This window comes from Streptomyces sp. NBC_00385 (genome assembly GCF_035917155.1).
Classification (GTDB): domain Bacteria; phylum Actinomycetota; class Actinomycetes; order Streptomycetales; family Streptomycetaceae; genus Streptomyces; species Streptomyces poriferorum.
This window is the reverse complement of sequence record NZ_CP107951.1, coordinates 5,706,809-5,725,806: the sequence shown is the minus strand read 5'-3', so window position 1 is coordinate 5,725,806 and position 18,998 is coordinate 5,706,809. Positions and strand designations below refer to the sequence as shown.

Below are 18,998 nucleotides of genomic sequence, written 5' to 3'. Positions count from 1 at the left end.
TGGGGTCGCGGATCGCTACGCTGCCAGGGGGTCGGGGATGACAGCACGTTTGTCAAGACGGGGAGTTGGATCGCATGGGGACGAAGCGAAGGCCGCGTACGCCTCGGGAGAAGTACGGCGAGGAGCTGAAGTTACGGCGGATCGCGGCGGGGCTGACGCAGGAGGCGCTGGGCGAGGTGGTGGTCTGCTCTCCCACGCTGATCAGTCATTGGGAGGCGGGGCGGCGGCTCCCCAAGCCGGATGACGCCCGACGCATTGATGTCGCACTGGGCACAGACGGCTTCTTCGCCCGGTGGCTGGAGGACCTGGATTCGAAGTTCGCCCAGTTCTTCACGCCGGTAGCCGAGTTGGAGTGCGAAGCCACGGAAGTACGTCTATACGGCCTGTCTCTCATCCCCGGCCTTCTCCAGACCAGCGCATACGCTCGCGCTGTGTTCCAGGCGTATCGCCCCAACTACCGGGCGGATGAGCTTGACGAACTCATTGTCAACCGCATGGAACGCGGCCGGACACTCAGAGAGTCCGCAACCCCGATCGCATGGGCACTTCTCGACGAGGCATCGCTTCGACGGCGCATCGGAGGCCCGCAGGTCATGGCGGAGCAACTACGTCAGGTCGCAGATATGACGGAATCCGGCCGTCTGAGTCTACACGTGCTGCCCTTCGCGACAGGAGCACACGCGCTTCTGGAAAGCGCCCTCTATCTGCTGGACTTCGCGGATGCCGCTCCACTTGCGTACGTCGAGGGGCTTCGCACAGGGAATCTGATGGACGATCCGGCGTTGGTGGCTGCCTGCCAGGCGTCCTACACTCTCGCCCTGAGCGAGGCGGCCTCCCAACGGAATTCGGTGGACCTCGTCAGGGCCATCGCAGAGGAGCACGAACATGCACAGGATCAACCACACCGCCGCTGAGGCAAGTGCACTGACCGGTTGGGTCAAATCCAGCTACAGCGGAGGGTCCAATGGCGATTGCCTTGAAGTCGCCTCCGGCCACACCGGCGTCCCCGTCCGCGACAGCAAGGCCCCCACCGGACCCGCCGTCGTCTTCTCCCCCGCCGGCTGGTCAGCGTTCGTCCAGGCAGTCAAGGGTGACCACTTCACAGCCTGACTCCTACTGCGCCTCGCAGCCAGTACCGTGCGCAGATGAACAGTGCTTCCCCATCACTCGCGCCTTCCGTCTGATCGTCACAGGCGGTGGAACCGGCGGCCACACATATCCCGCCCTGACTGCTGTCCGTACGTTGCAGGAGCAGCTGGCCGGTGAGGGCCGGACGCTCGATGTGTTGTGGATCGGGACACCTGAGGGTCTGGAGGCCCGGATTGCACCGGCAGAAGGCATCGCCTTCGCCACCGTCGCGACCGGCAAGATTCGGCGCTCCAGCAATCCGTTGAAGATGCTGAGCCTGGCCAACGCGAAGGACATGGCGCGCGTGCCGCTCGGCGTGATCCAAGCCCGCAGGATCATCTCGAAGTTCCGGCCCGACGTCGTTCTCGCCACGGGCGGCTACGTGGCCGTTCCCGCTGGGCTGGGCGCCCGCCTGTGCCGACGCCCCCTGGTCCTTCATGAGCAGACCGTTCGCCTGGGGCTCGCGAACCGCAAGCTGGCGGGCTCGGCCACAAGGATCGCGGTCTCTTCGGAGTCGACGGTGCCGCTACTGCCGGAGGCGGTCCGGGGCGCTGCGGTCGTGACGGGTAACCCGGTGCGTCCTGAGGTGTTCTCGGGGCACCCGGACAAGGCAGTGGAGGCTCTGGGTCTCACGGCCTTCGACCGGCGGCTTCCCACCATGTACGTCACTGGCGGTGCGCAGGGATCGCAGCAGATCAACGACGTCGTACGGGAGTCCCTGCCCTGGCTACTGGAGCGGGCGAACGTGATCCACCAGTGCGGGCCCGCGAACGTGGAGAAGCTGCGCCATCACGCGGCGGGCCTCTCGCTGGAACTTTCGGGCCGCTACCACCTCACCGGATTCATGGGCCCGGAGCTCCCTGACGTACTGGCGCTCGCTGACGTCGTGGTCTCCCGCAGCGGCGCCGGCACGCTTGCTGAGCTCACGGCGCTGGGCAAACCCGCCGTTTTCATCCCGCTCGCCTCTTCGGCCGGGAACGAACAGGCCCACAACGCCCGGCACCTGGCGGAGTCCGGCGCTGCTGTCGCGCTGCTGGGAGAGGTGACGGTGGCGAGCCTCGCCGACGCGGTGGGCCCGCTCCTCACGGATCCTGGTCGTCGGGATGCGATGGCGAATCGGGCCCGGGCGCACGGGAGGCCGGACGCTGCGGCCAGGCTCGTGGATGTGATCCTGTCCGCTGCGTTCGGCTGACGCGAGCCCGGGACGAACCTCAGCCGCCTTGCCGTGCTGTCACTGACTTCGGTCCGTGACAGTCGCCGGGCCGCCAGCCATAGGGTGTGCGTCATGGAATCGAACATACTCGTGGTTGCCGATGTGACATGCAGTCCGGAGAACGCCGTTGAGTTCAGCCAGGTATTGCACGAATTCGCTGCCGCGTGCCGCGAGGAGCCGGGTTGTCTCTCCTATGACGTGTTCCGCTCCGAGGACACACCTGAGCGGTACGTGAGCATCGAGAAGTACGCCGACTCTGTGGCATTCGCGGCTCACCGCGATTCCGACCACTTCCGCGAGATCGGCCTCGCCCGTCTGATGCCGCTGGCGACCGCACGCGACGTGCGGATGTACGACCAGCCTCGCGAGGTCCCGCCCGCGGAACGTTAGCGGGCCGTAGACTAGTTGGCGCCGGTCTCCTACCCCGGACGGCGAAACGGGGCCCGGTCTCTCGACCGGGCCCCTCTCGCTCTCCCCCTGTCAGGCGCCTCCCGATCCCCCCGGACCCCTCCCCGGAAGCTCCTGACTACACATACGACACGGCAGGGCACGGAAGGGTTGCACGCCGGGGCAATCTTTTTGCCTCCGGAGTCGGAGGCGGCGGAAACCGCCCGGTCAGGGCGTCAGCAGGCATGCTCCACATACCGGGCGGCGACCTCGGCCAGGACCTCGGCGCCGTCGCGTGCCCACAGGTCCTCGTTGAAGATCTCCACCTCGATCGGACCGTCGAAGCCGGTGGCCTCCACCGCCGTGCGGAAGGCGCGGAAGTCCACGCTGCCGTCGCCGAGTTGGCCGCGGCCCAGCAGGACGCCCGCAGGGAGCGGGGTGATCCAGTCGGCGAGCTGGAAGGAGTGGATCCGGCCTGCCGCTCCCGCCCGGGCGATCTGGGCGGGAGCCTGGTCGTCCCACCAGAGGTGGTACGTGTCGACGACCACGCCGACCTGTTCGGCCGGGAAGCGTTCCGCGATGTCCAGGGCCTGGGAGAGGGTGGAGACCACGCAGCGGTCCGAGGCGAACATCGGGTGCAGCGGTTCGATGGCCAGGCGTACGCCTCGTTCGGCCGCGTAGGGGGCCAGTTCGGCGAGCGCGTCCGCGATGCGTTCGCGGGCGCCGTACAGGTCCTTGCTGCCCTCCGGGAGGCCGCCGGAGACCAGGACCAGGGTATCCGTGGACAGGCCCGCCGCCTCGTCGAGCGCCGCGCGGTTGTCGTCCAGGGCGCGGGCCCGCTCGGCCGGGTCGAGGGCGGTGAAGAAGCCGCCCCGGCACAGGCTGGTGACGGACAGGCCGGAGTCGGAGAGGAGACGGGCCGTCGCCTCCACGCCGTACTCCTGGACGGGGGCCCGCCACAGGCCGACCTTGCCGATGCCCGCCTTCACGCAGCCCTCGGCGAGTTCGGGCAGCGACCACTGCTTGATGGTCTCCTGGTTGATGGAGAGCCGGCCGTCGCTCATCGGGTACCTCCGTTGACCGTCACAAGCGCGCGCATCCGGGACTCGGCCAGTTCCGGATCGGGGAACAGGCCCAGCTGGTCGGCCAGTTCGTACGCCTTCGCCAGATGCGGCAGCGAGCGGGCCGACTGGAGGCCACCCACCATCGTGAAGTGGTCCTGGTGGCCGGCCAGCCAGGCGAGGAACACCACGCCCGTCTTGTAGTAGCGGGTGGGTGACTGGAAGAGGTGGCGGGACAACTCGACGGTCGGGTCGAGGAGTTCGCGGAATCCCTTGGTGTCGCCCGTGTCCAGGACCCGTACCGCGTGCGCGGCCAGCGGACCGAGCGGGTCGAAGATGCCGAGCAGGGCGTGGCTGAAGCCCCGGTCGTCGCCGGCGATCAGCTCGGGGTAGTTGAAGTCGTCCCCGGTGTAGCAGCGCACCCCGCTCGGGAGACGGCGGCGGACGTCGATCTCGCGCTCCGCGTCGAGGAGGGAGATCTTGATGCCGTCGACCTTGTCGGGGTGTTCGGCGATGACCTGGAGGAACGTGTCGGTGGCCGCGTCCAGGTCGGTGGAGCCCCAGTAGCCGTCGAGCGCGGGGTCGAACATCGGGCCCAGCCAGTGCAGGACGACCGGTTCGGTGGCCTGACGCAGGAGATGCGCGTACGTGTCCAGGTAGTCCTGCGGGCCCTTCGCCGCGGCGGCGAGTGCGCGCGAGGCCATCAGGATGGCCTGGGCGCCGCTCTCCTCGACGAGGGCGAGCTGCTCCTCGTACGCGGAGCGCACCTCGGCGAGCGTGGCCGGGCCGGCGGGGAGCTGGTCGGTGCCGACGCCGCAGGCGATGGCGCCGCCGACGGACTTGGCCTCGGCGGACGAGCGCCGGATGAGCTCGGCCGCGCCGGCCCAGTCCAGGCCCATGCCGCGCTGGGCGGTGTCCATCGCCTCGGCGACACCCAGACCGTGCGACCAGAGGTGGCGGCGGAAGGCGAGGGTGGCGTCCCAGTCGACGGCGGCCGGTGAGTCGGGGCTGATGTCGGCGTACGGGTCCGCGACGACGTGGGCCGCGGAGAAGACCGTACGGGAGGCCAGCGGCGCTCCGCCGGGGGCGAGGTCGAGCGGAGTGGCGCGGGGCTCGTACGGGCCCTGCGGGAGGTGAATCGTCATGCCGTCAACTCCGGTGGTTCCTGCGGGAAATGGAAGGTCACAGGGTCAGCTCCGGCACGTCGAAGCGGCGGCCCTCGGCGGAGGACTTGAGGCCGAGCTCGGCGAGCTGGACGCCGCGGGCGCCGGCCATCAGGTCCCAGGCGTACGGCTCGTCGAGCACGATGTGGCGGAGGAACAGCTCCCACTGGGCCTTGAACCCGTTGTCGAAGACGGCGTTGTCGGGGACTTCCTGCCACTGGTCGCGGAAGGACTCGGTGACCGGGAGGTCCGGGTTCCAGACCGGCTTGGGGGTCGCCGAGCGGTGCTGGACCCGGCAGTTGCGCAGGCCCGCGACGGCGGAGCCGTGGGTGCCGTCGACCTGGAACTCGACGAGCTCGTCGCGGTTGACCCGGACCGTCCAGGAGGAGTTGATCTGGGCGACCGCGCCGCCCTCCAACTGGAAGATGCCGTACGCGGCGTCGTCCGCGGTCGCGGCGTACGGCTTGCCGTGCTCGTCCCAGCGCTCGGGGACGTGCGTCTGGACGTGCGCCTGGACGGTGGTGACCCGGCCGAACAGCTCGTGGAGCACGTACTCCCAGTGCGGGAACATGTCGACGACGATGCCGCCGCCGTCCTCCGCGCGGTAGTTCCAGGAGGGGCGCTGGGCCTCCTGCCAGTCGCCTTCGAAGACCCAGTAGCCGAACTCGCCGCGCACGGAGAGGATCTCGCCGAAGAAGCCGCCGTCGATGAGGCGCTTCAGCTTCAGCAGGCCCGGCAGGAAGATCTTGTCCTGGACGACGCCGTGCTTGATGCCGGCGTCGCGGGCGAGGCGGGCGAGGTCGAGGGCGCCCTCGACGTCCGTGGCGGTGGGCTTCTCGGTGTAGATGTGCTTGCCCGCCGCGATGGCCTTCTTGATCGCCTCGACGCGCGCCGAGGTGACCTGCGCGTCGAAGTAGATGTCGATGGTGTCGTCGGCGAGGACCGCGTCCAGGTCGGTCGACCACTCGGTCAGGCCGTGCTGCTCGGCGAGTGCCTCCAGCGCGTGGGCGCGGCGGCCGACGAGGACCGGCTCGGGCCACAGCACGTCGCCGTTGCCGAGATCGAGGCCGCCCTGCTCGCGGATCGCGAGGACCGAGCGCACCAGGTGCTGCCGGTATCCCATGCGACCCGTGACGCCGTTCATGGCGATGCGCACTGTCCTGCGTGTCACGAAAGTTCCTCCATACAGCCGTAGCAAGCGCTTTCTATGCGGTATGACGCTAGCCTGCCGACAGCGGCCTGGACAAGAGGGGGCGCGCTGATTGGTTTGGTCCACTCCTGCTTCGGTCCCATCCCCCTCATCACTCCTCGGAGGAATGCGATGACAGTCACCCTGGCGGACGTGGCGGCTCGCGCCCGGGTGTCCCCGGCCACCGTCTCCCGTGTGCTGAACGGCAACTACCCGGTGGCGGCGTCCACCCGGGAGCGGGTCCTGCGTGCGGTGGACGACCTGGACTACGTGCTCAACGGGCCCGCGAGTTCGCTCGCCGCGGCCACGTCCGACCTGATCGGGATCCTCGTCAACGACATCGCCGACCCGTTCTTCGGGATCATGGCGGGCGCGGCCCAGACGGAGATCGGCGGTCCGGGCGACGGTTCGGGCCGGGCGGGCGGCGAGAAGCTCGCGATCGTCTGCAACACCGGTGGCACCCCGGAGCGCGAGCTCACCTACCTGACCCTGCTCCAGCGCCAGCGCGCCGCCGCGGTCGTCCTCACCGGCGGCGCGGTCGAGGACCCGGCCCACCAGGCCGCGGTCTCCGCGAAACTGGCGAAACTCGCGGACGCGGGCACCCGGGTGGTGCTCTGCGGGCGCCCCCCGCTGGCCGACAACACCTCCGTGGTGGCCGCGCTGGCCTTCGACAACCGCGGCGGCGGCCGGCGTCTCACCGAGCACCTGCTCTCGCTGGGCCACCGGAGCATCGGCTATGTCGCGGGCCCGGTGGAGCGGACCACGACCCGCCACCGGCTGGAGGGCCACCGCGACGCGATGAAGACCGTGGGGCTCGTGGGCGACGAGGAGCGGCTCACCGTGCACGGCTCCTACGACCGGCGCTCCGGCTACGACGCCACGGTCGAACTCCTGCGCCGCGAACCGGAGATCACCGCGGTGGTCGCGGCGAACGACACGGTCGCCCTGGGCGCCGCCGCGGCGATCCGCGACCGCGGTCTGCGCATCCCCGAGGACATCTCGGTGGCGGGTTTCGACGACCTGCCGTTCTCCGTGGACGTGGTCCCGGCCCTGACGACCGTACGGCTGCCGCTGTTCGAGGCGGGAGCCCGGGCGGGCCGGCTGGCGACGGGCAAGGACGCTCCGCCGCCGGGCGGCATCGCGACGATCGCCGCGGAGCTGATGGTGCGCGGGTCGACGGCCGCGCCCCGGGGATGAGTCGGGCGGCGGGGAGCGGGGTACGCGCCGGACGCGCCCCGGTCCGTACGGTGCAGGGGCACAGACCGACGGAAGGAACACGCACGTGAAGCTCGCCTTCTCCACCCTCGGGGTTCCGGGACTGCCGATGGCCGAGGTCATCCGGCTGGCCGCCGAGCACGGCTACCAGGGGGTGGAGCTGCGCGCCCACCCCGAGGAGCCGGTGCACCCCGGCCTCACGAAGGCCGAACGGGCCGCTGTCGCCGATGAGTTCAAGCGGGGCGGGGTCGAGATCCTGACCGTGGCCGGTTACGTACGGGCGGCCGCCGAGGGCGACGACCAGCCGGTGCTGGACGAGCTCGCCGGGCTGATCGAGCTGGCCCACGACCTGGGCGCGTCGAACGTCCGCGTCTTCCCGGGCGCCGGCGACCAGGACCCCGACGCCGCCGACGCCACGGCCGCTCGCCGGCTGGCCGCCGCCGCGCCGTACGCCGCCGACCTGGGCGTACGCGTCCTGCTGGAGACCCACGACTCGCACCGTGCGGGGCTCGACGTGGCCCGGGTGGTCGGCGCGGTGGGGCACGGGAGCATCGGCGCGCTGTGGGACGTCATGCACACCTGGCTGGCGGGCGAGGAGCCGGTGGCGAGCCATGCAGTGCTGGCCCCGCACCTGGGATACGTACAGGTGAAGGACATCGCCTCGGCCGAGGACACCACCCCGGTGGCCCTGGGCGCGGGGGTGCTGCCGCTGCGGGCGTGCCTGGACACGCTCGACGCGGGCAGCTGGGTCTGCTGGGAGTACGAGAAGCGCTGGCACCCGGGGGCGGCGGAGCTGCCGGGGATGCTCGCCGCGGGGCGCGAGCACCTGTTGCGGCTGGGGGCTCCGAAGGGCTGAAGCGGGTGCGGGGAGAGTCCCCGTCCACGAGCAGCAGGTCGTCCCCCCGCAGGCCCTCGGCGGCCCTGGGCGACCTCAGCGACCTCAGCGACCTCAGCGACCTCAGCGACCTCAGCGCGCGAACTTCTCGATGGCGGACGGGGTGACGGGGGTGAAGAAGTTGACGAGGTTGCCGTCAGGGTCGCGGAACAAGAGCGCGCGGTTGCCCCAGGGCATGGTGGTGGGCTCGTTGACGAAGTCCTCAACGAAGCCGGTCAGGTTCTTGTGCACGCTGTCCACGTCGTCGACAAGGAATTCGAGGATGACGCTGTGGTTCTCGGCCGGGCGGGCGGAGCCGGGCGCGAACAGAGGGACGGTGCGGGTGCTGCCGATCGCGAGGGTGGCGGAGGTGGTCCTGAGCTCGGCGAAGTCCTCGTTGGACCAGTCGGCAGGTACTCCGGTGGCGCGCTCGTAGAAGTCGACGAGGCGGGCGACGTCGCCCGTGATGATGCGGACAGAGACGAAGTCCATGGGTTCTCTCCCTGGTCGGCCGGTGTTTCCGATCGCACGCTACGTCGGATACCGGGCGGAATCCGCCCGGTATATGCGGGAGACTTCTGGCCATGCCTCGACCCATTGCTCGCGTGCTCGCCCTGCTGGAACTCCTGCAGTCGGGCGGCATCCGGACCGTGGCCGAACTCGCCGATCGGCTCGACGTCGACGAGCGCACCGTGCGGCGCTATGCCGGCCACCTCGTCGACCTCGATGTGCCCGTCGAGTCGGTACGCGGCCGCTACGGCGGCTACCGGCTCGCCCCCGGTTACCGCATGCCTCCGCTCATGCTGAGCGACGACGAAGCGCTCGCCGTACTGCTCGGCCTGGTCGCGGGGCGGCGGGCAGGCCTGACCACGGCGACGGGCACGGCAAACGAGACGGCGGCGGCCAAGATCAGGCGCGTGCTGCCCGAGCGGCTGAGCCACAGACTCGACGCCGTGCTCGGGTCCCTTGCCTTCACGGCTCCGCCCGGCGAGGCAATCGCCCCGGAATCCACGGTCCTGCTCTCGATCGCCGACGCGGTGAACCATCACCGGCCGATCTCGATCGGGTACACCGCCGCCGACGGCCGGCGCAGCGAACGCACACTCCACCCGCACGGGGTCGTCGCCCACTCGGGCAGGTGGTACGTAACGGCTGCGGATCTCACGACGGGCGAGGACCGGACGTTCCGGCTGGATCGCATCACCGGCGTGAGAACCGTGCCCGGCTCGTTCGAACCGCCTGCCGGACTCGACCCGGCGAAGCGCGTTCTGACAGGGCTCGCGACGGCTCCGTACCGGCATGAGGTGACCCTGCGGGTCCAGGGGACGGCCGAGCAGATCCACACCCGGCTTCCCGCCGGCGTCGCGATCGTGGAGGAGCTGCCGTCCCCGAGCAGCGCGGATCCGGAGACCGAGGGCTGGTCGCGTGTAGAGCTGCGGGTGGACCGGCTCGGCTGGCTGCCTGCCGTACTCGCCTCGCTGGACCGGCCCTTCGTCATCGAACGTCCGGATGAGCTCCGCGGCCTCGTCGAGGCTCTCGCCGAACGCCTCACGCACTCTGCCCGGCGAAGCCCACCTCGCGTATGACGGATCGGTGAGCCCCTGTGCCGGTCAGCCCTGAGCCCCTCGGCGACGTGGGCTGTTGGGTACCGACGGCCTACGGCACGTTTCCGACGTACTCCGGCTGCCCGGCTACGGGGGCCGGCTCGGGCGTCTCCGGCGCGGCGGCCCGCGTCCGCCGCGCCCCCGCGAGCGAGGTCAGCGCCACCCCGCCGACCAGCAGCGCCGCCGCGCACCACCGCAGCGGGCTCACCGATTCGCCGAGCAGCAGCGCGGCCGACGACATCCCGAACACCGGCACGAGCAGGGTGAACGGGGCCACGGACGAGGCCTGGTAGCGGCTGAGCAGGAAGCCCCAGGCCCCGAAGCCGAAGATCGTGACGACCCAGGCGACGTAGACGATGATTCCGGCGCCGCTCCAGTCCAGCGCGGCGAGCGCGCCCCGGTCGCGGTCCCAGCCCTCGAAGAGCAGGGACAGGCCGAGCAGCGGCAGGACGGGCACGGTCGAGACCCACACCATGAAGTTGAGGGAGTCGGGCGGAGCGGCCCGGCGGGTCAGGACGTTCGACACGCCCCAGCAGGCCGCCGCGGCGATCACCAGGACGAAGGCGAGCACGGGCCCGCTCGCCCCCTCGTCGACGGCGGCCACCCCGATGCCGGAGAGCGCCACCGCCATCCCCAACAGCTTCACCTTTCCCGGCCGTTCACCCAGCGCGAGTGCCGCGAAGAGCGCGGTGAAGACCGCCTGGACCTGAAGGACCAGGGAGGAGAGCCCGGCGCCCATCCCCCGGTCCATCCCGATGAAGAGCAGACCGAACTTGGCCACGCCCAGGGCCAGCCCCACCCCCACGATCCACTTCCACGCGACCTTCGGCCTGCCGACGAAGAACACGGCGGGCAGGGCGGCGACGAGAAAGCGCAGGGCCGAGAAGAGCAGCGGCGGGAAGTGGTCGAGCCCGAGCTCGATGACGACGAAGTTGACGCCCCAGAGGGCGGCCACCAGGGCGGCCAGGGCGATGTGGAGGGGACGCATGTTCCGAGGATCGCGTGCGCTGACCATGTAGCACCAGCACGGATTTCTTCATGGTGAAATTGAGCGTTGCTAATGAATGAATCGATGGGCCCCTCTGGGACCCCGGAGGCTACGGTGCTCGATCTCGCCCGGCTGCGTGCCCTGCACGCCATCTCCGTCCACGGCTCCGTCGCGCGTGCGGCGGCCGCGCTCGGCTACACCCCGTCGGCGGTCTCGCAGCAGATCACCAAGCTGGAGCGGGAGACCCGTACGACGTTGCTTGAGCGGCGCGGACGCGGGGTCGCGCTGACCGAGGAGGCCGTCCATCTGGCCGCGACCGCCCAGGAGTTGCTGGCGATCGTGGAGCGCGCCGAGACCTCGCTGGAGGAGCGCCGGGGGCTGCCGACGGGCCGGCTGTCGATCGGCGCGTTCGCCTCGGCGGCCCGCGGGCTGCTGCCCGGGGTGCTGGCGGAGCTGGACCGCGAGCACCCCGATCTCGACGTGCGGCTGACGGAGGTCGACCCGCATCTCTCGGTGGACCTGGTGGCCAAGGGCGTGATCGACCTGGCCGTCGCGCACGACTGGGACATCGCCCCGCTGCCCGCCCCGGAGGGCGTGGCGCAGGCGGACATCGGGGACGACCGGTGCGATCTTCTGGTGCCCGCGGGCCACCGGCTGGCGGGCCGGGACGGGGTGCGGCGCGAGGAGCTGGCGAAGGAGCGGTGGATCTGCCAGCCGCCGGGGACGGTCTGCCACGACTGGCTCGTCCGGACGCTGCGTACGGCGGGCTACGAACCCGATATCCGCCACCAGGCCGAGGAGAACCACACCCAACTCGCCCTGCTCGCCGCCGGACTCGGGGTGGCGATGATCCCCCGGCTGGGGCGCGGGCCGCTGCCGGACGGGGTGGTGGCGGTGCGGATCGATCCCGTACCGGTGCGGCGGCTGTACGCGCTGTGGCGTACGGAGGCGGCCCGCCGTCCGGCGATCACGGCGGCCGTCTCGGCGCTTCAGGCGCATGGGGCGGACGTGGGGCTGCGGTGACGGGTCCGCTCAGATCGCTCCCGCCTCCTTGAGACGACGCAGCGCAGCCACGCTGCGCGGGTCGATATCCCCGGAGAGGGCCAGGAAGCGCTCCGCGTCCTCGGCGGCGAACCCGCGGAGCACGTACTGCTCCGCGAGGTCCACGGCCCATGGAGCGAGGTCGACCGGCTCCCGCCGCGCGTCGCAGAGCCAGGAGAACATCGAGCCGGCGAGCCATGCGCCGATGCGTGTCGTCCACCGCTCGGCGAAGTCACCGTCGGCCTCCAGAGCCATGCGTGCGGCCTCACGGCGGACTTCGGCCATGCGCTCCCGGGTGACGGTCCGCGGGTGCGGCATGAGATCCCGCAACAGCATCCTCACGCGGACCCAGTCGGGCGCCGCCTCCGGCTCCTCATCCCCCAGGGTCACCATCTCGGGCGGCGGCTCGGGGGCAGCCGGCCGCCGGGCCGGGAGGAGTGCTTGCAGGGCGGCGCGGACAGCGGTGGCGTTCTCCCGGTTCATCGCGACCTGGGGCCATCGGCCGTCCATCCCCCAGGCATCGGCCGGGCTGCGTACCTCTGGCGGCAGCAGGGGGGTCTCGCCCTCCTGGGGCTGTCGGCCCAGCGCGTGGTTGCGCGGCTTGCGTAGTTTCATGAGCCATTCGCGGACGGTCTGCCGGTCCTCACGGTCCAGCGTGTCATCGGCTACGAGGCGCAGCAGTGCCGCCTCACCGTGCGGTGTGCCCAGCCCATGCAGCAATCTCGCCGCAGGGGACGCGTACAGGTTCAGCCCGAGCCAACGCTCAGCCAGCGCGGCAGCCCACTCGGTTTCCCGTAGCCCGGTCGCCCCCAGGCGCTCGTTCAGGGACTCCAGCAGATGCTGCACTGCGGAGATCCGGCGCTCCCGGTCACGCTCCTGCGCGAAGAGATGTTCCTGCTCCTGCGTGAGCGGCGGATGCGGTTCGGGGACCTCCGTGCTCCGGTACTGCTCCCACAGATCGTCCGACCAGTCGTCCGGTTTGGCGCGCAGCACACGCTCTTCGGCGTCTGCGTGCTCGTACAGCTCCCACAGCTCGTCCGTCCACTCGGCCGTCGGCGGCTCGTACGCGTCGAGCGCTGCCGCCAAGGCCTCCAGATACGGCCGCTCACTTCCGCCGCTTTGTCCCACGAAGCTCCCGGGTACTCCATCGCTGTCTTGGGGTCCTTCGGCTCACCGGTCATGCGCGCGTGGCCCAGCTCCCTGATCCCGCCCCGCCTCCGCCCGCCGAATCCACTCCTCGGCCTCCTGAGCAATCCAGGTGGCGATCCACCCCACCCACCGCTCGATGAACTCCTCCTCCCCTGCTTCCTCCCCTGCCTCCGGCACGCCCGGCACTCCGACGAAACGGCACTCCGCGACGGCCCGTGTCATCCGCTCACGGGTCACATGACGTGCGTACGGCACCAGAGGCCGCAGCACCGCACGGATCTCCAGCCACTGCGGCTCGTCCTCGTCGCTCTCCTCGTTCCAGTCCGACTCGGGCCCCGGGGTGTCGGCCCGGCGCAGTGGCTCGCATGCCGCAACGATCCGTGCCGCGCGGTCCAGACGCCACTGGTCCGGTTCGGTGTCCGGCCAGACGAATCCCTCGGCCCACCCGTAGGGCAGTTCTCGCACGACCGCCGGCAGCAACGGCTCCTCGCTCTCGCCCGGTTCGGCAGCAGCCCACTCCTCGGCCCGCGGCAGCCGCAGGCTCCGCAGCCATCGCCGCGCCCAGGCCCGGTCGTCATCACCCAGGCTCTGCGTCCGGGCGATCCGGAACAGAGCTCCTTCCGCTGCCTCCGGAGTCCTGGCCCCCAGCGTATGCAGCAGCGTCACCGCCGTGTCGGTCTCGACCCGACCCCGCGCGCTGCGCTCGGCCGTCGCCACCGCTCGCTCCGGATCCAACAACTGCGCCGCCTGCCGTTCCAGCCAGCCGAGCGCATCGTGCGCAAGCCCTCCGATGACGGACACCGCCCACCACCTCGCCATCTCCGCCACGACGCCGTCGCCCGGCCACGCATCGGTACCGGGCGCCTGCCAGGAACGGAACGCGTCCTCGAAGGTGTCCGTACACAGCTCACCGAACGTGGGCATGAGGACATTGAGCCGGGTGCCGAGAGCGTCCTCGAAGTCCCAGTAGAGCTCCCAGACCGAGTCCGGCCATTCCGGCGGCGGCCCCAGAGCCGACCGGGACACGGCCGCCACCTCAAGTACTCCGTATACGTCCCGCTCCGTCTCGGCGGTGTGCGCCAGCTCACCAACAGCACTGGTACGGCGGTGCGTCGTATCGCACCACGGGGAGGGCAGACCACTCGCGGCAGGGGTCAGCAGGTGTCCAGTCAACGGCCGTCGGTCCTTCGCTGATGCGGCGTCGTATCGGTCATGCGACACCTAGTTCCCTCATCACATCATTCGGGTGCTTCTTACCCAGGCCGCGGAGATAGCCGTCCTTCGCGGCCTGGTCCATTCCCCGAGTCCGCTCCTGCACCGCGTTGTCCATGGCCTTGAGCTGCTGCGGGGTGAAGTCCGTTCCCGCGATCCTTGCCCCGACGTCGCTTTGAGCCATCTGCGAAGCCGGTGTGCCGGGCGGTCGAATCCTGCCTTCGGGCTTCTTGCTCTTCGCCTTCTGGAACCGGTCGAATATCTTGGCCCAGCCGTCCCGGGTCTCGATCTGATAGCGGGCCCGACGGCCGGCGCCGTCTCCCGCTTCCCGCTGCCACTTCCCCAGCGCCTCGATCTGCCTGGACGTCGATGCCTGCGTCGTGGCGTTCCCGGTGTTCTTGACCTCGACGACGTGAGTACGGCCGTCCTTTCCCCGGTAGATCACGTCGGCGTCCGCAATACTCCGTGCGTCCAGTTCGCCGCCCTTGCCGTCCGGCTCCTTCAACCGCTTGGCCCCGGTGCCCAGGGCGGAGTAGACGATGGCTCCGTCAGCGACCTCTTCCTGCGCGACCCTTCGCGCAGCGTTCGCCTCCGCCAGCCCTTCGGCAAGTTTGTCCTTGTTCGGGGCATTGAGGACTTTGTAGGCCAGCATTTCTCGGCTGAGGCCCTGGACGTTCTTCTGCCCCATCAGCTCAGTGACGTGCGCGAGCGCGTCCGCGGCTTCCTTCTTGCTGTATCCCTTCGAGTCCCAAGCCGGATCATCCTCGGCCCGAGCCAGGAAGTCGTCCAGAGCCTTGGGCTGAACCTTCGGCCCCTCCTTGCCTTCGCCCTTGGCTTGGCGCATCGCCTCGCGCAGCACTGCCTCCTGCGCATCGAGGGCCTCCTGCTGGGCCTCGCGGGCGGACTTGACGGCCTCGTCGCCCGGGCCGCACTCCGCGGCACTCGTACGGACGACGGTTCCCGTCACACCGCCACGGAACACGGCCGGTGCGGCGTGCACCCCTTGGGGGCCGGGGCGGACGGCTCCGCCGGCGGTCCCGGTGACAACGACGCGTCCCGGGGCCATCGCGATGTTCTTGCAGGCCTTCTTCTGGCTCTCACGCGCCTTCTCGGCCGCGTCGTCCGCGTGCTTCTGCGCCTCGTCGGCGAACTTCTGAGCCTCGCTCAGATCGCCGCGTTTCGCCGCTTCGTCAGCCTTGCCGGCCGCTTCGGCGGCTCGTCCCACCGCCGTGTCCGGGAACTTCGGCTTCTTGATCTTGCCCAGCTTGGTGAACTTCTTGAAGGTCTTGGGGGAGAGAATGCCCACGACCCCGAGAATCGTGTTCCCGCCGGCTGCCCCGTAGTTGCCCTTCTTCCAGTTCTCCTTGTCGACGAACATGTCGACACCCAGGTCCTTGGCGAAGCCCAGCCCCTTCTTCGTGCCCTCCCAGGCGGCCCCGAGCTTGTCCCCCTTCTTCCACTTCTCGGAGACGCTGCCGCCCTTCTTCTTCCACCAGTCCTTGGTGTAGCCCGTCAGGCCGTTCCAGCTGTCCGTGACGACCTTCTTGGGATTGGTGATCACCGCGAACGTGTCATTGACGAGCCCGGTGAACGGGGACACGAAGAAGCCCCGGGTGTGGTCCCACCAACTGCGGTCGTGCCGCTCGTCAGGTATCAACGGCTCATCGGGGTCCTCCTTGAAGTCGTCGTTGTCGACCTCACGCTCCAGCGGTCCGGGCGCGATCGGGCGCGTGCCACCGTCCCCGCTCACGACCACTACATCGCCCGCATCACCCGAACCGCCGGTGCCACCGGTGCCGCCCGAACCGCCACCGGAGCCGGTCCCGCCGGCATCTCCGGCCTCCGCCGGATCCCCCGCTTCCACATCCGCGCCACCACTACCGCCACCACTGCCACCACCGCAGTCGCCGCCCCCGCCGATCCGGCACACCTGGGCGCCGATCTTCCCCGTCAACTCCTGGCCGATCCCCGTCGCCACGAGCCCTCCGACGACCGCCACGACCACCAGGACCAGGCCCAGGTACTCCATCGCCGTCTGGCCAAGATCACGCCGCCACAGAATCATCCGCTCGATACGGAAAGCCCTCGGCATCTCACGCTGCCCGACCGGCAACGCGAACCAGTCACGCACCTCCGGCCGGCGCAACAGCACCAGCACCGCGATCGGAATCGCGGTCTGGGTGACCCCGCGATAGTCCATGTGCAGCAGCGACACGAACGACAGCCACAACAGCCAGCACTGCACAGCCACCAGCCCGCGGGCCACCCACTCGCCACCCCGCACCGCACGCCGGGCCAGCACCACACCGACCACGCTCGGCAGCGAGTCGTACACCAGCACGCCCAGCAGCTCGCCGTTGACGTAGGACACCATCGACAGCACGGTCATCACGTACAGCAGGGTCAGCCCGGCCTGGACCCACTGCAGGCCCTGAACCCACAGCAAAGACCTCGGCAACGGGACGCGCCCGGCCGCCGGTTGACCGCCGGATCCGCTCCACGCACCGCGATCGCCCTGACCAGCGCTCGCAGGCCTCGACCCCGCATTCACCGCGCGTTCGACGGACTCCGCCCAACCCCCACCCGCACCATTCATGCTCGTACACTAATGCGAATATCGCTGGCCCCGCATGGGCCCCTGGGCCCAACGGCCGCCAACTGTGCCCGAGTTCGCACTGGAGACCACCCCCGCGCCCGGATGCCGCCCCGCACGGGCACGCCCCCGGCCCCTCAGGACGCGCTCAAAACGGTCCGGACCCTTGACCGGAAGTTATTTTCTGTATATCCGTGATCCTTGGCAGTTTCTTTCAACCCCCTCGTCATCGAGTACGGCCGAAGGAGCTCACGTGCACGACCGCACCTCCAGACGCACCCTCCTCACCGCCACCGCGGCAACCGCCGTCGCGGCGGCTGCGGGCATGGCAGCCGCCCCCGGCGCCCTCGCCGCCCAGAAGTCCGCCAGCAGCAGCCACACCTCCGCCGCCACCACGCAGCGGCTGAAGCGGCTCATCTCCCGGATGAGCCTGGAGGAGAAGGTCGGCCAGCTCTTCGTCATGCGGGTCTACGGGCACTCCGCGACCGAGCCCGACCAGGCCGACATCGACTCCAACCTCGCCGAGATCGGGGTGCGTACCGCCGCCGAGATGATCGCCAAGTACCACGTGGGCGGCATCATCTACTTCGCGTGGGCGCACAACACCCGCGACCCGCACCAGATCGCCGATCTCTCCAACGGCATCCAGCGGGCCGGGCTGGCGGGGCCCAACTCCGTGCCGCTCCTCATCTCCACCGACCAGGAGCACGGCATCGTCTGCCGGGTCGGCGAGCCCGCCACGCTGATGCCGGGCGCGATGGCGCTGGGCGCGGGCGGTTCGCGGTCCGACGCCCGCCGGGCCGGGCAGATCGCCGGCGCCGAGCTGGCCGCGATCGGGATCTGCCAGAACTACGCACCGGACGCGGACGTCAACGTCAACCCGGCCAACCCCGTGATCGGCGTACGGTCCTTCGGCTCCGACCCGCAGTCCGTGGCCGGCCTGGTGGCGGCCCAGGTGAAGGGGTACCAGAGCGCCGGGATCGCCTCCACGGCCAAGCACTTCCCCGGCCACGGCGACACCAGCACCGACAGCCACACCGGGCTTCCGGTCATCACCCACACCCGCGAGCAGTGGGCCGAGCTGGACGAGCCGCCGTTCCGGGCGGCGATCGCCGCGGGCATCGACTCGATCATGACGGCGCACATCGTGGTCCCCGCGCTCGACCCGGCCGAGGACCCGGCGACGCTGTCCAGGCCGATCCTCACGGGGATCCTCCGAGAGGAACTCGGCTACGACGGCGTCGTGGTCACCGACTCGCTCGGCATGGAGGGCGTGCGGACGAAGTACGGCGACGAGCGGGTCCCGGTGCTGGCGCTGCAGGCCGGCGTCGACCAGCTGCTCAACCCGCCGAGCCTGGAGGTGTCGTGGAACGCCCTCCTGGCGGCCGTCAAGAACGGTGAGGTCAGCGAGGCCAGGCTCGACGAATCGATCCTGCGCATCCTGCGGCTGAAGACGAAGCTGGGGCTGTTCGACGACCCGTTCGTCAGTCGGCGGGGTGTGGACCGTACCGTCGGCACCCGGTCGCACCTCGCCGCCGCCGACCGGATCGCGGAGCACACCACCACGCTGCTGGCCAACGACGGCGCGCTGCTGCCGCTGTCGCGTCGCTCGCACCGGAACCTGCTGGTGGTGGGGGCCGATCCCGCCTCCCCGTCCGGCACGACGGGGCCGCCGACCACCACCCTCGCGGAGGCGTTCGACGAGCTGGGGTACACGGCCACGGCCCTGCCCACCGGTACCACCCCGACCAGGGCGGCCATCGACGCGGCGGTGGCGGCCGCGCAGGGCAAGGACGCGGTGGTCGTGGGGACGTACAACGTCTCGGCGACGAGTGCGCAGAGGACCCTGGTGCGCGAGCTGGCGGCGACCGGTGTCCCGGTGATCACGGTCGCGATCCGCAATCCGTACGACATCGCCCAGCTGGCCGGGACCGGATACGCGGCGAGTCTGGCCTCGTACTCGTGGACCGACGTCGAACTGCGGGCTGCCGTCCGGGTGATCGCGGGCCGGGCCGAGCCGGAGGGCCGGCTCCCCGTGCCGGTACAGCGCGCGGACGATCCGGCACAGGTGCTGTATCCGGTGGGCTACGGGCTGACGTACTAGCGGGGCGCGGCCGGTGGCGATCGTGTGCAGTGTGCACGATCGCCACCGTTGTCCTGTCCGCCCGGTCTCCCTACACT

The 18,998-nt window shown here is 70.4% G+C and carries 17 protein-coding genes; 9 read left to right on the top strand and 8 right to left on the bottom strand.

What is annotated here, in order from left to right; all coding sequences use genetic code 11:
* Window positions 1-74 precede the first annotated feature (74 nt).
* From OG959_RS25610 to OG959_RS25595, 4 genes are all read left to right on the top strand, one after another.
* The gene (locus OG959_RS25610) at window positions 75-914 is read left to right on the top strand and encodes a helix-turn-helix domain-containing protein (protein WP_326662097.1); all 840 of its coding nucleotides are present in this window, start codon (window positions 75-77) and stop codon (window positions 912-914) included.
* Complete coding sequence (locus OG959_RS25605; RefSeq protein ID WP_326662096.1) at window positions 886-1,110, top strand: DUF397 domain-containing protein; 225 nt, start codon at window positions 886-888, stop codon at window positions 1,108-1,110. Before OG959_RS25610 ends, OG959_RS25605 begins: the two co-directional genes overlap by 29 nt.
* Before the next feature lie 115 nt (window positions 1,111-1,225).
* Entirely contained in the window at window positions 1,226-2,320 is a 1,095-nt protein-coding gene (locus OG959_RS25600; protein ID WP_326666600.1) for a UDP-N-acetylglucosamine--N-acetylmuramyl-(pentapeptide) pyrophosphoryl-undecaprenol N-acetylglucosamine transferase, read from the top strand.
* Window positions 2,321-2,413: 93 nt separating this feature from the next.
* A complete protein-coding gene (locus tag OG959_RS25595) occupies window positions 2,414-2,731 on the top strand; it encodes a putative quinol monooxygenase (protein ID WP_326662095.1) in 318 nt (105 codons plus the stop codon).
* Between the two features lie 233 nt (window positions 2,732-2,964).
* Here OG959_RS25595 and OG959_RS25590 read toward each other — a convergent pair whose 3' ends face one another.
* From OG959_RS25590 to OG959_RS25580, 3 genes are read right to left on the bottom strand one after another with little or no spacing between them, the layout of a single operon-like run.
* Entirely contained in the window at window positions 2,965-3,792 is an 828-nt protein-coding gene (locus tag OG959_RS25590) for a sugar phosphate isomerase/epimerase family protein (RefSeq protein ID WP_326662093.1), read from the bottom strand.
* The gene (locus tag OG959_RS25585) at window positions 3,789-4,934 is read right to left on the bottom strand and encodes a dihydrodipicolinate synthase family protein (protein WP_326662091.1); all 1,146 of its coding nucleotides are present in this window, start codon (window positions 4,932-4,934) and stop codon (window positions 3,789-3,791) included. The genes OG959_RS25590 and OG959_RS25585 overlap by 4 nt, the downstream gene beginning before the upstream one ends.
* Window positions 4,935-4,971: 37 nt before the next feature.
* Complete coding sequence (locus OG959_RS25580; protein WP_326662089.1) at window positions 4,972-6,123, bottom strand: Gfo/Idh/MocA family protein; 1,152 nt, start codon at window positions 6,121-6,123, stop codon at window positions 4,972-4,974.
* A 150-nt stretch (window positions 6,124-6,273) separates the two neighbouring features.
* Between OG959_RS25580 and OG959_RS25575 the strand changes: the two genes are divergently transcribed.
* Entirely contained in the window at window positions 6,274-7,338 is a 1,065-nt protein-coding gene (locus tag OG959_RS25575; protein ID WP_326662087.1) for a LacI family DNA-binding transcriptional regulator, read from the top strand.
* Between the two features lie 85 nt (window positions 7,339-7,423).
* A complete protein-coding gene (locus OG959_RS25570) occupies window positions 7,424-8,212 on the top strand; it encodes a sugar phosphate isomerase/epimerase family protein (RefSeq protein ID WP_326662085.1) in 789 nt (262 codons plus the stop codon).
* Between the two features lie 111 nt (window positions 8,213-8,323).
* On the opposite strand, the gene OG959_RS25565 is transcribed toward OG959_RS25570, so the two are convergent.
* Window positions 8,324-8,722, bottom strand: a complete 399-nt coding sequence (locus OG959_RS25565; RefSeq protein WP_326662082.1) for a VOC family protein — start codon at window positions 8,720-8,722, stop codon at window positions 8,324-8,326.
* Window positions 8,723-8,814: 92 nt separating this feature from the next.
* On the opposite strand from OG959_RS25565, the gene OG959_RS25560 reads away from it, so the two are divergent.
* A complete protein-coding gene (locus OG959_RS25560) occupies window positions 8,815-9,816 on the top strand; it encodes a helix-turn-helix transcriptional regulator (RefSeq protein WP_326662080.1) in 1,002 nt (333 codons plus the stop codon).
* Between the two features lie 70 nt (window positions 9,817-9,886).
* Here OG959_RS25560 and OG959_RS25555 read toward each other — a convergent pair whose 3' ends face one another.
* Entirely contained in the window at window positions 9,887-10,822 is a 936-nt protein-coding gene (locus OG959_RS25555) for an EamA family transporter (protein ID WP_326662078.1), read from the bottom strand.
* 114 nt (window positions 10,823-10,936) lie between these two features.
* On the opposite strand from OG959_RS25555, the gene OG959_RS25550 reads away from it, so the two are divergent.
* On the top strand, window positions 10,937-11,845 hold the full coding sequence (locus OG959_RS25550) for a LysR family transcriptional regulator (RefSeq protein ID WP_326662076.1): 909 nt from the start codon (window positions 10,937-10,939) through the stop codon (window positions 11,843-11,845).
* A 9-nt stretch (window positions 11,846-11,854) separates the two neighbouring features.
* Here OG959_RS25550 and OG959_RS25545 read toward each other — a convergent pair whose 3' ends face one another.
* The 3 genes from OG959_RS25545 to OG959_RS25535 are packed head-to-tail and all read right to left on the bottom strand — an operon-like array spanning window position 11,855 to window position 16,670.
* A complete protein-coding gene (locus OG959_RS25545; protein WP_326662073.1) occupies window positions 11,855-12,991 on the bottom strand; it encodes a hypothetical protein in 1,137 nt (378 codons plus the stop codon).
* A 42-nt stretch (window positions 12,992-13,033) separates the two neighbouring features.
* The gene (locus OG959_RS25540) at window positions 13,034-14,185 is read right to left on the bottom strand and encodes a hypothetical protein (RefSeq protein ID WP_326662071.1); all 1,152 of its coding nucleotides are present in this window, start codon (window positions 14,183-14,185) and stop codon (window positions 13,034-13,036) included.
* Between the two features lie 37 nt (window positions 14,186-14,222).
* Window positions 14,223-16,670 carry a hypothetical protein gene (locus OG959_RS25535; RefSeq protein ID WP_326662070.1) on the bottom strand — a complete coding sequence of 816 codons (2,448 nt, stop codon included), beginning with the start codon at window positions 16,668-16,670 and terminating at the stop codon, window positions 14,223-14,225.
* Between the two features lie 400 nt (window positions 16,671-17,070).
* On the opposite strand from OG959_RS25535, the gene OG959_RS25530 reads away from it, so the two are divergent.
* The gene (locus OG959_RS25530) at window positions 17,071-18,921 is read left to right on the top strand and encodes a glycoside hydrolase family 3 protein (protein ID WP_326662069.1); all 1,851 of its coding nucleotides are present in this window, start codon (window positions 17,071-17,073) and stop codon (window positions 18,919-18,921) included.
* The last annotated feature ends 77 nt before the right edge of the window (window positions 18,922-18,998 follow it).